The following is a 13,220-nucleotide window of genomic DNA, read 5'->3' on the forward strand; positions in this document are numbered from 1 at the left end:
ATTAGCGATTTAGTGAATTTGCCTTTCATATCAAATGTATAATTCACTAAATCATTAATTCAGCAACTCCTTGATCCACTAATTCACTAAATCACTAACTAATTAATCTCCATGTCAATTTATAATAAAATAAACGCAGGTTTCAGCCTGGGTACGAGCGAACCGATCACCTCGGGTATTGAGGATGTGATCTATATTTTTAATGCGGATGATGTTGTGCTCACTTATGACACAACCAACCCGCTTATTGTTAAAGGCTTAACGGCGGTAAGCAATGCTAAAGTTTACAAATTTGAAGGAACAAATAACAGTTTCAATACTACTTCCAAACAAACAAAAACCCAGGTAGGTCCGCGTTATACCGAGGAGATAGATTTCAATATCGCAGGCTTATCTGTTGATATCAAAGGCCAGCTTATGGCCATGGGATATGGCCGCGTACGCGCCATAGCGGTTAATAACTATAAATCAAGCGATTCGGCCATTGAACTTTTTGGCGCGGTAAACGGATTGATCCTAACCGATGCCGAACGTAACGCCGCAGATGAATCACTTGACGGCGGCTACAAACTGAAGCTTACCAATCCGGATAAAATGAAAGAGCCTTACCCACCGCGTGCGGTATCTATTGCTCCCGGCACCGGCAGCGCCACCTATGCAAGCACTTTAGCAGCCCTCGAGGCGCTGGTTACAGCATAATCATTGTGTCATGAGGTCATTAGTCATTGTATAATGGCTAATGACCATTAAGATCTCATTTTTCTAACCTAAAACTAATGACCAAATGACTAATGACGTAATAACAAAAAAATATATCCTTAAACCTGGCTTTCATCAATTTGCCCCCGGTTCGGCAGCTATCCACAGTAATGAAAACCTTAGCGATGAAGAAGCCGAATGGTATTTGCAGCGATACCCGCATATAGCAGCATTGTTTGCTCCCCGGCCCGATGAAGGGGGTGGGACAGTGCAGGCCAACTATGAGCGTAAAATATCAGAAGATGAAGTTTTAAACAAAGGAGGTTTAGTATGAAAACCTATCTTCCGCAAATTGAACGGCGAATACTGGTAAGGCCAAACCAAACCTATGGTATTCTTAATTATGACCTGGATAATGCTTATCCGCAGCGCATGCTCGAGTTGGTAGCCGGATCACCTACAGCAAAAGACTGCTGGAACAAACGAACAAAATTCATTGCCGGTAACGGGTTTGAAAAAAGAGACCTCGGCAAACAGGTAATTAACTCCAAAGGCTTGACCCTTGCCAAACTATTAAAGGCATTGGCTACCGACAAAGCACTTTTCACTGGTTTCGGCATTCACCTAAATTACAATGCTGATTTTAAGATTGTATCAGTAAGCTATGTGAAATTCGAGGATATCCGCATGGGTGATACTGATGCCCCGGAAACAGCCGATAAATACGCGCTATACTCGGATTGGGGCCGCAAAACCTGGAAAAACATCATGCGCAGCAAGATCACTTTTTTAGACAGGTATAACCCCGATCCGCAGGTGATCCGGGAACAGGTATCCCGGGCCGGCGGATGGGAGCATTACAAAGGGCAGCTATTTTATTTTAACCCGGAAGTTGATGATTACCCGCTGATTGAAGCAGATTCGGTATGGGAAGATTTTGAAACCGAGGCCGGGATCAAGATTTTCAACAACAGGGAGGTAACCACCGGGTTTCTGCCATCAACCATGCTTTTTATGCAGTCGCGCCGCGAGGAGGCCGAAAACACCAGGCCTGATGCCGATGAGTACTCAGCGGCCAATATACCATCGCAGCTTGAAAAAGACCTGGGCGCATTCCAGGGTGCGAAAAGCGCGCAAAAGATCATCGTAATAGAATATGAAGATGAAAACTCCAAACCGGAATTCAAGGCATACCCTATTCAAAATAACGACAAGCTATTTGAAACTACCGAACGATCTGTGGAAGCGCGGATTATCAAAGGCTTTTCGGTGCCAAAAGAATTGATTAACGCCGAAAAATCATCCGGCTTGAGTAATGGCAGCGAAAAAAAGCAGGCTATTCTTGAATTTAATGATAATACCGCCACTGATAGACTGGACTTGTCAGAAACCTTTGCCGAAATATTCAGCCACTTTTACAAAGAGCTAAATCCCGGTAATAACTGGAATATTGTGCCGGTAACGGCAATAGCAGCCGACGATACCCCTGGCATCAAAGCCGGAAACGCCATCAATGAGCTTCTGCAATCAACCATTCCTCAAAAAAACAAAATAGCCGCTTTGGTATACGCCTACGGTTTTAAGCAAGCAGAAGCCGAAGCTATGTGCCAATAATTAAGCCATAAGTCTCCAGTCAGAAGTTCTAAGTATATAAAGGAAAACTTCCGACTTGAGACTCCCACTTCCAGGTCAATCAACACAATCGTAAATAACATTTTCAAATCCCTTAACAGGAGTTAGGAGGCCATGCCATGATCTATTTAATTAATCAAACCATATTTCAGCAATATGAAGATATTAACGTAAACATTAAACCCGAACGGCTCAAAGTATTTATCAAAAAGGCCCAGGAGCTCGACCTAAAACCATTTTTAGGATATGCTTTGTACTACCAGCTAATAACCTATTGCAATGATGACGGCACTATAAAAAATGATGCGCCGCAGGCTTATAAAGACCTGTTAAACGGCAGCGAATATCTTGACGAGTATGGCCGCATCGTATTATACGAAGGCCTCGCTCCCGCCCTGGTTTATTTCACCTTTGCCCGCTTTATTGAAAACGACGCTGTACACTACACTGCAACCGGCCCGGTAATTAAACGTCATGATAACGGCGACGCGCTTTCATCGCCCGAGATTGTAAAACTGGTGCAGCAGCAGCGCAGTATAGCCAATGCTTATGCCAATGATACAGAAAAGTTTTTAAGAGATAACCAGGAAAACTTCCCGCTTTGGCGCTACAACGAAAAGAATAAAAGCAGCCGCCAGTCCGGTCCGCGGATCCGTGGTATCGACAAGACTGATTTCAACTATCCGGGCCCAATTAACAATTACAATTTACCAATAACCGAATTTTTAAACTGATGGCGAACGATAAAAAAATAAGCGAGCTCCCGATAGCAGAAACTATAAATACCGCAGACAGATCAATCCTGATCAGCAATAATGCCGATTATCAATTCGATTTTGCCACCCTGCTTCAATTTATCAATTCAGGACTAAACGCCGGAGCTAACCTATCCTTCGGTCCGGTGCTTCCACAAAACACAAGCGGTAAAAACGGGGACGTGTTTATAAACACTGCAGCAGGCTCCTTTGCGCAAAAAGTAGCAGGTGTTTGGACAATTGTTTACACCATAGCCACCGGAAGCAGCACCGATACCACCGTGCTATATGGTACAACCAGCCCCAGTACGTCAGCCGGTAATAATGGCGATACATTTATAAACACCGTAAGCGGCATATTTTACAAAAAGACCGCCGGGGCATGGAACCAGGTATTCTCCATGCAAACAGGTCCGCAGGGACCACAAGGGGCAAGCGGAACAGATGGAACCAATGGTACAAACGGCAAAACCATATTAAACGGAACAACCAATCCGGCAAACAGCCTGGGTGCCGACGGCGATTTTTATATCAATACCTCCTCTTACTACTTTTTCGGCCCCAAGACCGCTGGTATCTGGGGCAGCGGAATTTCATTGATAGTTTCAGGCGTACAATTTGAGGAAATTGCGAACAAAAACACACCCAACGGCTACGCGGGTTTAGATGGCAGCGGAAAGATTGCGGCAGCCCAGCTCCCCGGCTATGTTGATGATGTGCTGGAGATTGCCAATTATGCATCACTACCGGCGACCGGGGAAACCGGAAAGATCTATATCACTACCGATACCAACAATGAATACAGGTGGAGCGGATCGGCATACATCCAAATTGTCGCGTCGCCCGGTACTACCGATGCTGTACCCGAAGGCGTGACAAACAAATATTTCACGGTATCAAGGGTTTTAAACGCTGTACTTACAGGTATCGGATTCGGGAGTGCCTCGGCAATATCAGCAACCGATAGCATTTTACAGGCATTAGGGAAGCTGCAGGCTCAAATTACCGGTTTATTTAAGATTCCTTCGGGAGGGGTGAGCGGGCAGATCTTAGCGAAAAATAGCAATGCCGATGGTGATTTGCATTGGATTAATGCGCCTTCAGGTGGTAGTGGGGGCGGCTCATCTGAACCATCGGGGCAGATCAAATCATTTCGGGTTGATTATGGGGCTGTGGGGGATGGGGTGGCGGATGATACGGGGGCGGTGAATGCTGCTTTGGCAGCCAATAAGAGAATATTTGACAAGGGTGATTTCTTGGTTACTGCTTTTGATAATACAAACGGGGTAGCTATAGATGGCGATGTTAGGATTTTAAAGCAAACTACCTATCTTAAACAGCAGATAAATAGCTATGCCGATAAATATCAAAGAGTATTTGGTGAGGAGTATTTATCATCATTTCATAAAAAGCTATTAGCTAAAACAGCTGTTAAGGTAATTCTTTCAGGAGATAGTACAACTGCGGGAACTGGTGCAAGCTCAAATACATATCACCCGGATACACTTCTCAATCAGATTACTTTAAATAATCGGATTAACAACGTAACTTATGTTAATAGTGGTGCAGGTGGTCAAAATACTACTTATTGGCTATCGAATTCTTTAACGACAGATTTGGCCCAAAATCCTGATGTGTATATTTTACGTTGGGGCATCAATGATTCGTGGGTTGGAGGTACTCCTGAAGCTAATGCTACTGCTTTTTTAAGCCGATTGGATACTGGACTGTCTACCATCAGGAGTACAACGGGGTTTGATTATCAGCATTTAGCCATTATTATTCAATCGCAAAATCCAACGACAGATGATGCTAATGGACATCAAGGACAGGTTTTTAATGAGCTTGTTAATAATGGCTTAAGAGCATTGGCGAGGAAACATCAATGTGTTTTTCAGGATATATATGGTATTTTTCAGGATAGTGTACATGGACAGGATTACTTAACGGCCATAAATGTATCACTACCCAACGAATTAGTTCACCCGCAAGATCCTCTTTATGTAGCAATGGCTAATAAGACATTTGATGTTTTATTCCCTGAATATTTCAGAGGTAATAGTGTTGTTGATGCTGGGCAATCAGGACGTTTGTTTTCAGCGTTACCAGCAGCGTATAGCAAAGGCATTACACACGAATATGTTGAATCGTCTAACGGATGGCCTATAAATGGATTTCTTATAACTCATCATCTTAGTAATGATATGTATAGGCAAGAATTAGCGTCTTTCGATGCAACTAATAACGGAAAACTATACGTTCGTGTCGGATGGTCAATATCGGGTTGGCAATCTTTCTACATTTTATCCCCTGTTCCAACTACTCTTGTTTATGACGGCACTCCGAGTGGAATAACACTTTCTAAACTCCCCTCTGCGTTTCCAACAGGGATATGTACTGATTATGTTTCATCCTCTGATGGGTGGCCGATTAATGGAATGGTAATAACTCATAAAGGGAGTATCGGTACCGTTAAACAAACATTGTCTTCTTATGACACCGCGACAAATGAATACGTAAGGGTAGGATGGTCTGGTTCCTGGCAGGCATGGAAACAAGTAACTTTAGCATAAGCTGTATGGTTCTCCAACCGATTGATTTTTACATTATTCTCATGTCGTACAAATCATGTTTAAAGAAGTAACATTAACTTAATTTATAATTATAAATTCGCATAAGAATTATAGATAATTAATGTTTAATAATAAGTTTAAAAGAAGATTACTGATAGCTTCATTATCAATCAATATTTTATTTGTATTGTTTTTTGTAGGTAAACGGCTATATTATGACAATTGGCTGTTTTTCCACCCCCTAAAGCCCGCTGATACCGAACAGCGCTGGTTGAATTTTTTAAAATCAAAGCCTAATAAAAATGAGATTATTTTTTTAGGAACAAGCATTACAGAAGGGTTTGATGTTGAAAAAGGATTTAATAATCCATGTGTTAAGAACATGGGGTTTGCTGGCAGTATATCTGAAAATGGTATACAAGTAATTAATAGATTGATTTATCGTAAACCCAAGAAGCTTTTTATTGAATTTGGGATAAATGATTTTAGATATGCGATACATACAGATACTGTTACCGCCCATCTTGTTACAATGATCAACTTAATAAAAGCTAAATCACCGGGTACAGGTATCTTTATTGAATCAGTTCTCCCTACATCTTTAGATACTCTAAATACAAAAATTGTAAGGTATAATAGGTTTGCCAAAAGTATTTGCGATAGTTCTAATGTGACGTTTATTAATTTGTATCCCGAGTTCCTAAAAGGAGATAAGATAGACCCCGATCTTACATTGGATGGTATCCATCTTAATCAAGTCGGATACTTTAATTGGCGGAGGCTTATAAAAGGCTTTGTTAATTAAATGTCTCTTGAATCTTAAGCCCGATTAAATCCTTTTTTGGGCTTTAGATTTACCGCGCGTATCAAAATCGCGTTAAAAAATATTATCAGTCGTTTTATTTTTTCACACGGGGATTTTGCGATTTTACCCACCACCATTATAGCGCAAGCAATTAAAATACCCGCGCATTTCCCAACCAATTTATAATATCTACATCATGACAACATTTGAACACAGAGAGATCAGGGGCATTACCATAAAGAATATGATAGTCACCATAGCCAGCACCGTAAGTATTGTTGTTTCGGTAATGACAGGCTACTTCCAATTGAAAGGCGACATTAAAGATATTCGCTCATCGCAGGAAACACAAAGCAGGATCAACGAGATCAGGCTGAAAGTCCTGGAAGGACAAGTTAATGTATTGCAGCAGGAAGTCCGTGGATTAAAAGAGGGGAAGAGATCCTAAATACATTGTTTAAGAGGTGTGCCCAGAACGAGATTCGAACTCGTACATCCTTACGAATGCCACCCCCTCAAGATGGTGCGTCTACCAATTTCGCCACCTGGGCTTTTAAAAAATGTGAGAATCTTTCAATTCTCACATTCTAATTTTTCTTACTTTAAAAAAGGTGTGCCCGAAGAGAGACTCGAACTCTCAAGAGACAATTCTCAACGGCTTCTGAGACCGCAACGTTTACCAATTTCGCCATCCGGGCTTATCGTTTTATTAACAAGCGTGCAAATATAATCGTTTCCGGCAAATTGCAACTTAATAAATTAAAAAATCAATATTATGTTGTTTAACGAGCTTTGAAAATCTAACTTAGGTTTTATAAAACACTTTATATCAAACGTAATGAAGCTAAACCGCATTTTTATTTCAGGTACCCTATTTTGTTCTTTGTGGTTCAATTCTGTCCTGAAAGCACAAACTATTACCGTTTTACAGCAGGATAAGCCAACAAGTATCCGTGGTTTATCTGTAGTTGATGATAATACGGCATGGATAAGCGGCAGCAAAGGATACATCGCCAAGACTAACGACGGCGGCAAAACCTGGAACTGGCAGCAAATAAAGGGATATGAAAAATCCGACTTTCGGGATATCGAAGCATTTAATGATCAGGAAGCAGTGATCATGAGTTCGGGCACGCCGTCCCTCATCTTGAAAACAATTGATGGCGGACAAACCTGGCATGAAAAATATCGAAAAACAGATACCACCTATTTTTTAGATGCCATGGATTTTGCCGATAACCTTCATGGCTACATCTTAGGCGACCCGATCAACAATAAATTTTTATTACTGGAAACCAAAGACGGCGGTGAAACCTGGAACGAGTCGAAAAATGCCCCGGATGCACTACCGGGAGAGGCATCGTTTGCCGCAAGTGGCACATGTCTGAGAGTATCGGGCAAAGAGGCGATATACATCGTTTCAGGGGGTAGCAACGCCAGGCTTATTTCCTTGCAGCCTTACAATGATCAATGGCAGTATTCAAACCTTCCGCTTACACATGGAAAAAGCAGTGAAGGCGCTTTTTCAATATCGATAGGGCAAAATGCCGGTATCATTGTCGGGGGTGATTATGCCAATGATAAAAAAACAGATTCGGTGGCAACTATCGAGGCGGTTCGCCCTGTCCTTACATTTACACCACCACAAACAGGGCCGGCAGGTTTTCAATCAAGTGTTGAGTACATAAAATCCGGGGTATTTCTTTCCACAGGCACACCCGGGAGCAACATTACTACAGACGGAGGCAAAACGTGGAAGCAAATCGACAGCACAAGCTTTAACGTTTGCCGTAAGGCAAAACACGGTAAACTTGTATTATTAGCCGGAAATAGCGGTAAAATAGCTGTTCTAAAATTGTAGTTTACTGGTTTTTAACAGCTTAAAAAAAGCTTAACATTAATTTAAAAAATAGCTTGCAGGGAATAATTAAGAACCCTATATTTGCACCACTTTAAACAGAAACGGTTAACCGAACCAAAGAAGTTGAAAAGTATGATTCCGTAGCTCAGCCGGTAGAGCATAACACTTTTAATGTTGGGGTCCTGGGTTCGAGTCCCAGCGGGATCACAAAGCCTTTGAAAAGAGGCTTTTTTATTTAAAAACAAAAGCTGCCTTTAAACAGCCCCGCCTTAGTAAGCGAAAATTTAAAGAATGATTCCGTAGCTCAGCCGGTAGAGCATAACACTTTTAATGTTGGGGTCCTGGGTTCGAGTCCCAGCGGGATCACGAAAGGCGCAAGAAATTGTGCCTTTTCTCATTTAAACCCGTGCCCGATATTGTTTTAACATATAAACACCGTTCTTCCGTTCAGATTGAGTTGCGCCGAACTACTGAACATCTTTTTCGTTATATTGCTCCACAATTAAGCACAACCAATCCTAAAAATGACCGGCGGTAATAAGAACGATAAGGTGAATATGAAAACGCTTGCGAAAGAGCTTAGCCTTTCTACCGCAACCATATCCAAAGCGCTGCGCGACAGCTATGATATAAGTCCTGAAACCAAACTGAGGGTAATGGAAGCCGCCAGGCGTTTAAATTACGTACCAAACGCTTATGCCGCCAGTCTCCGCAAACAAAGCAGCAATACTATTGCCATCATCATACCCGAAATTGCCGACAGCTTTTTTAGCCAGGCCATTAACGGCATTGAAAGTATTGTCGCCCCAAAAAAATACCATGCGCTGATCTACCTTACCCATGACAGTTATGAGCGGGAAGCATCCATGTTTAACGACCTGGCCAGCGGACGCGTTGATGGTCTCATTATGTCCGTAGCCAGCAGCACCCAGGATACCGGACATATTAAAACATTACAGGAAACAGGTATCCCCATTGTTTTTTTTGACAGGGTATGCGAGGATATTACTGCGGATAAAATAGTAACCGATGATTATGACAGCGCTTACAACGCGGCCACACACTTATTGCAAGCCGGATGTAAAAACATCTCACTGGTTACCATCAGCGGCTATCCTTCTATTTTAACCGCCCGCGAACAAGGATATCGTGATGCTGTAAGTGACAATGGGTTTGTAGTTAAAGATGCAGGAATAGTAACCTGCTCCAACAAATATACCGACGAAAATGTAAATATAATCAAAGCGCATTTGGCAACCGTTAAACCCGATGGCATCATAGCTACAGTTGAGCAGTTGGCTACCGCAACTTATCTGGCTTGCGATGAACTGAGACTACAAATCCCCCGTGATGTAAAAGTTGTTTGTTTTACCAATCAAATTACCGCGGCCATACTTAATCCATCGCTTACTACTATTTTACAACCTGCATATGATATGGGGAAGCAAGCAGCGGAAATCCTTTTCGGCCGCCTGTCCGGGCGGCTTAATGAAGCCAAGCAGGAACTGATAATGCCATCGCAATTAATAGCAAGGGCATCAACAGCCAGTTAGAGATTGTTAATATCGTTCTTAAACCGTAGACAGACCTTTCTGACGCCGGCTTACTGTTTTTCTGAGGACACGATATTTTTGATATCGTTAACAGATAATGCAGCTTTGAATACTTTTACCCTGTTTATATAGCCATGAAACACGCGTTCCGATGGAAACTCTTCATTTCGGCCTAATGTCCATTTGTTGTTTACGGATAAATCGGCGCTTACCTCTAACAGCGTAGTTCCGGCCAAAACACCATCGATATAAACATACAGCTTTTTGCCATTGCATATGCCCGCAATGTGATGCCAGTGCTGTTGCCAGTCGACAGGAAGATTTACGGTGCAATCTCCTCTGCCCCATCCGCCGGCAAAAAAGGTAAGGGTTTTGTTATCGGTCATTTGCAATACATGGTTGTCACCTTTGGTAATAATATCAACCAGGCCTTTCTCGTTGCCCATTGGGTAAACCCATCCCATCATGGTAATGGATTCGCCCATATTGTTCAAAGCCGGTGAGTTTGCAACTTCCACATAAGTACTGTCGCCAAACAACAGCCGGTCTTTATTATTTGCTAATGAACCTGAAATAATCTTCCCGTTGTTATGAAATCCCGAACTATCAGTTACCGCCTTGCCAGGAACAATCGACCTGAAATCAAGCAATAAGGATTCTATGCCGTCTTCATAAACTATATATATAGTTTTAGCGGTATCAATCTTCAGGTACTTAAATCCTTTTTGAGTGACTGTTATATTATGGCTGATGATTTTAGCCTCACCCGTATTTAGTTTGATGTTATCATTAAAAACAACCGAATCATTTAGAATTACCGGTATAATAAAGGTTTGCTTAAGTCCGCCGGTATTTTTTATCATGTATCTGATTTGCTGATTTTCTTTTAATCTGATCATCGGCTTTACCTCCAGCCCGGATATTTCGAACGGACGCTCCCGGGGCTTTTCAGGCAATTTTACCTCAACTATAAACGGAACTGTGTTATCAAGTTTCAGTATTGATTTCCCTACCGGGTAAAGGCGAAACACAATAGAGTCCTGAAGGGTTTGTCCCGGCTCCACCAAACAATTCTTATAAGCGTAGGGCTTTCCCTCAACCAACAATTTTACTGTTTTAATGCCCTTGCCGCCCGTATTTTTAAGTTTGAAGTTTATTACAAGCGGTTCATCCGGTACCACACTTTTTTTACTGACAGAATAATTCACTATGTTAAAAGCGGTGTTTTTTTGTGTGGTTGAAAGTACAATCGGATCTTTATTCGCGGGCCAGCTACCCGGCTCTTTACCCATGTTAAAAGTCATCGTGCCCCCGCTCATCAATACCGAATGCGGCAGGATCAACTGCTGCCAGGCCTTACCATTTATCCGCAGCGATTGTACATAATTATTTTTTAATACTGAATTATTACTGCTAATGACAAACTTTTTGCCATTTGGCAGATAAAGGGTTGCAGATTTAAACAATGGCGCGCCGATAGCATAAAGCGGCCTGCCCGGGCACACCGGATAAATCCCCAGTGAACTGAAAATATACCAGCTGGATGTTGAACCGAGGTCATCATTACCGGGCAAACCGCCGGGAGTAGCGTTGAACCTATGGAGCATGATATCTTTCATCCACTTTTGTGTTAACCATGGCTTGCCGGCCTGGTTAAACAGATAAGGTAAGTGAAAAACAGTTTCGTTATCAAAGAGGATAACATTATTGCGAAGAGCTGAATCCAAACGGGCGGCAAACTGCTCATTGCCGCCGGTCATATTAATCAAGTCTTTACCATTTTGGGGAACAAAATATGAATACACCCATTTGTCGCCCTCTTTATAACCCGACGTGCCGGGCTGAAGCTTAAATTCATCGCCATTACGCGGAAGCATAAACAGTTCGTCCTTATTTAAAAGATTGCGGTAGTTAAAACCTCTGTTTGATAATAACTGATAAGTCAGCTTATCATTCATCACCTTATCTGCAAATTGTGATAAGGCCCAATCATCATAGGCGTATTCAACCGTACGGGTAACAGATTCGGGCTTAGTGAAGGGAACATAACCTTTTTGATGGTACACTTCCATATCCGATTGCACGAAAGGTCCATCAACAAGATCTTTCTTCATCGCCTTATAAGCAAAGTCCTTATCAAAACCTTTAATGCCTTTTAGATATGAGTCAACAATGATAGGAATGGCATGGTTACCCGTCATACTTTCGGTAGGCAGGTGACCACTTTGCTTGTAAATATCCAACATAGACAAGATCACATCCTGTTGCTTTTGCGGGTATAGCAAAGTGAGCAATGGATGTAACGACCGGAATGTATCCCATGGAGAAAAAGCCTCATACTGGTTTTGCCCTGTTTTTTTATATATTTTACCATTGCTGCCACGATAATTGCCTTCAGCGTCATCGGCAACCCAGGGCAACAGCAGCGAGTGGTAGAGCGCCGTATAAAACACTGTTTTATTTTGTTCGTTGTTGTCATTTAAGTCTACAACAGACAGTAATTTAGCCCATTCACGGCTCGTTCTCGCACATATTTCATCAAAACTTAAATTCCCTGCTTCCTTATCAATATTATACTGTGCGCTATTACTGCTTACCGATGATCTACTTAACTTTAAAGTGATCATCTTAACGCCTGTTTTAGCTTTTGGGAAGGAGAAAAGCCAGCCCCCCTTAACCTCCTTTTTATCTGTATATCCTTCGCTAAAATTTATAACTGCATTGAAGTTTGAAGCATGGATTATTTTATCAGATATAGCCCGGATCTCACCACCGTCACCGACAAAAATTTGCGGATTAGCATCCCCATCGAAAGTAAAACGGAAGATACCTGTTCTTGTGGTAGCAGTAGCTTCTGCCGTGATCTGCTGATCATCAAAATAAACTTTGTAATAGCCTGGTCTGGCGGTTTCCTTTTTGTGCGAAAACCGCAGGCTTGATTTACCGGCCTCAAAATTGGCACCACCTTTCAACGGCATTATGTAAAGGCGCCCCGACGACCCTTTCGGGAAACCACCCATATGTCCCAGGCAACTGAAGTAATAAATTGAACTATCAGCATAATTATATCCCCGGGCACCTACAACCCGTGTTTCCGGACTTAATTGCATTGATCCTGACGGAGCAACCCCTCCGGGATAACAGCCGCCATTGTTCCCCCATTTGGTAAGCACATTACTTACAGTAGTGCCAATAAACGGGTCAACATAATGAAGATGGTTTATTTGCTGAGCTTGCAGATTGACACCCAGTAATATTCCGGTCAAGAAAAAAATAAAGCGGACCAATTTATTCAAAATCACTATAGTATAATTAACAGAATTCTCAAAAGCTTTCAGCTTT

At 42.1% G+C, this 13,220-nt stretch carries 10 protein-coding genes and 4 tRNA genes; 11 read left to right on the top strand and 3 right to left on the bottom strand.

The genetic code is table 11. The features are described from left to right. Positions 1-111: 111 nt before the first annotated feature. From MusilaSJ_RS08620 to MusilaSJ_RS08650, 7 genes are all read left to right on the top strand, one after another. Complete coding sequence (locus tag MusilaSJ_RS08620) at positions 112-699, top strand: hypothetical protein (protein WP_274989589.1); 588 nt, start codon at positions 112-114, stop codon at positions 697-699. Positions 700-784: 85 nt separating this feature from the next. Then, a complete protein-coding gene (locus tag MusilaSJ_RS08625) occupies positions 785-1,033 on the top strand; it encodes a hypothetical protein (protein WP_274989590.1) in 249 nt (82 codons plus the stop codon). Then, positions 1,030-2,313, top strand: a complete 1,284-nt coding sequence (locus tag MusilaSJ_RS08630; RefSeq protein ID WP_274989591.1) for a hypothetical protein — start codon at positions 1,030-1,032, stop codon at positions 2,311-2,313. The genes MusilaSJ_RS08625 and MusilaSJ_RS08630 overlap by 4 nt, the downstream gene beginning before the upstream one ends. A gap of 137 nt (positions 2,314-2,450) precedes the next feature. Beyond that, a complete protein-coding gene (locus MusilaSJ_RS08635) occupies positions 2,451-3,065 on the top strand; it encodes a DUF6712 family protein (RefSeq protein WP_274989592.1) in 615 nt (204 codons plus the stop codon). Then, positions 3,065-5,659, top strand: coding sequence for an SGNH/GDSL hydrolase family protein (locus MusilaSJ_RS08640; protein WP_274989593.1), 2,595 nt, complete (start codon positions 3,065-3,067; stop codon positions 5,657-5,659). Before MusilaSJ_RS08635 ends, MusilaSJ_RS08640 begins: the two co-directional genes overlap by 1 nt. A gap of 121 nt (positions 5,660-5,780) precedes the next feature. Then, complete coding sequence (locus MusilaSJ_RS08645; protein ID WP_274989594.1) at positions 5,781-6,464, top strand: GDSL-type esterase/lipase family protein; 684 nt, start codon at positions 5,781-5,783, stop codon at positions 6,462-6,464. A 196-nt stretch (positions 6,465-6,660) separates the two neighbouring features. After that, on the top strand, positions 6,661-6,912 hold the full coding sequence (locus MusilaSJ_RS08650) for a hypothetical protein (RefSeq protein WP_091163217.1): 252 nt from the start codon (positions 6,661-6,663) through the stop codon (positions 6,910-6,912). Positions 6,913-6,931: 19 nt separating this feature from the next. Here MusilaSJ_RS08650 and MusilaSJ_RS08655 read toward each other — a convergent pair. Next, positions 6,932-7,015 (bottom strand) — tRNA-Leu (locus MusilaSJ_RS08655). Between the two features lie 63 nt (positions 7,016-7,078). Next, a tRNA-Leu gene (locus MusilaSJ_RS08660) sits at positions 7,079-7,162 on the bottom strand. Positions 7,163-7,302: 140 nt separating this feature from the next. Between MusilaSJ_RS08660 and MusilaSJ_RS08665 the strand changes: the two genes are divergently transcribed. The 4 genes from MusilaSJ_RS08665 to MusilaSJ_RS08680 all read left to right on the top strand — a co-directional run bounded on the left by MusilaSJ_RS08665 (position 7,303) and on the right by MusilaSJ_RS08680 (position 9,878). Next, positions 7,303-8,325, top strand: coding sequence for a WD40/YVTN/BNR-like repeat-containing protein (locus MusilaSJ_RS08665; protein WP_274989595.1), 1,023 nt, complete (start codon positions 7,303-7,305; stop codon positions 8,323-8,325). A gap of 134 nt (positions 8,326-8,459) precedes the next feature. Continuing rightward, positions 8,460-8,532: transfer RNA gene (locus MusilaSJ_RS08670), tRNA-Lys, on the top strand. A gap of 86 nt (positions 8,533-8,618) precedes the next feature. Continuing rightward, a tRNA-Lys gene (locus MusilaSJ_RS08675) sits at positions 8,619-8,691 on the top strand. Between the two features lie 158 nt (positions 8,692-8,849). After that, positions 8,850-9,878, top strand: a complete 1,029-nt coding sequence (locus MusilaSJ_RS08680; protein ID WP_274989596.1) for a LacI family DNA-binding transcriptional regulator — start codon at positions 8,850-8,852, stop codon at positions 9,876-9,878. Positions 9,879-9,928: 50 nt separating this feature from the next. Here MusilaSJ_RS08680 and MusilaSJ_RS08685 read toward each other — a convergent pair whose 3' ends face one another. Then, positions 9,929-13,144 carry a GH92 family glycosyl hydrolase gene (locus MusilaSJ_RS08685; RefSeq protein ID WP_274989597.1) on the bottom strand — a complete coding sequence of 1,072 codons (3,216 nt, stop codon included), beginning with the start codon at positions 13,142-13,144 and terminating at the stop codon, positions 9,929-9,931. Positions 13,145-13,220 lie beyond the last annotated feature (76 nt).

It is taken from the genome of Mucilaginibacter sp. SJ (assembly GCF_028993635.1).
GTDB lineage: Bacteria > Bacteroidota > Bacteroidia > Sphingobacteriales > Sphingobacteriaceae > Mucilaginibacter.

Excerpts from the sequence above, each read along its gene's own strand:
- MusilaSJ_RS08650 (WP_091163217.1), top strand. The coding sequence starts at position 6,661 with ATGACAACATTTGAACACAGAGAGATCAGGGGCATTACCATAAAGAAT.
- MusilaSJ_RS08640 (WP_274989593.1), top strand. The coding sequence starts at position 3,065 with ATGGCGAACGATAAAAAAATAAGCGAGCTCCCGATAGCAGAAACTATA.
- MusilaSJ_RS08665 (WP_274989595.1), top strand. The coding sequence starts at position 7,303 with ATGAAGCTAAACCGCATTTTTATTTCAGGTACCCTATTTTGTTCTTTG.
- MusilaSJ_RS08625 (WP_274989590.1), top strand. The coding sequence starts at position 785 with ATGACTAATGACGTAATAACAAAAAAATATATCCTTAAACCTGGCTTT.
- MusilaSJ_RS08680 (WP_274989596.1), top strand. The coding sequence starts at position 8,850 with ATGACCGGCGGTAATAAGAACGATAAGGTGAATATGAAAACGCTTGCG.
- MusilaSJ_RS08630 (WP_274989591.1), top strand. The coding sequence starts at position 1,030 with ATGAAAACCTATCTTCCGCAAATTGAACGGCGAATACTGGTAAGGCCA.
- MusilaSJ_RS08620 (WP_274989589.1), top strand. The coding sequence starts at position 112 with ATGTCAATTTATAATAAAATAAACGCAGGTTTCAGCCTGGGTACGAGC.
- MusilaSJ_RS08635 (WP_274989592.1), top strand. The coding sequence starts at position 2,451 with ATGATCTATTTAATTAATCAAACCATATTTCAGCAATATGAAGATATT.
- MusilaSJ_RS08645 (WP_274989594.1), top strand. The coding sequence starts at position 5,781 with ATGTTTAATAATAAGTTTAAAAGAAGATTACTGATAGCTTCATTATCA.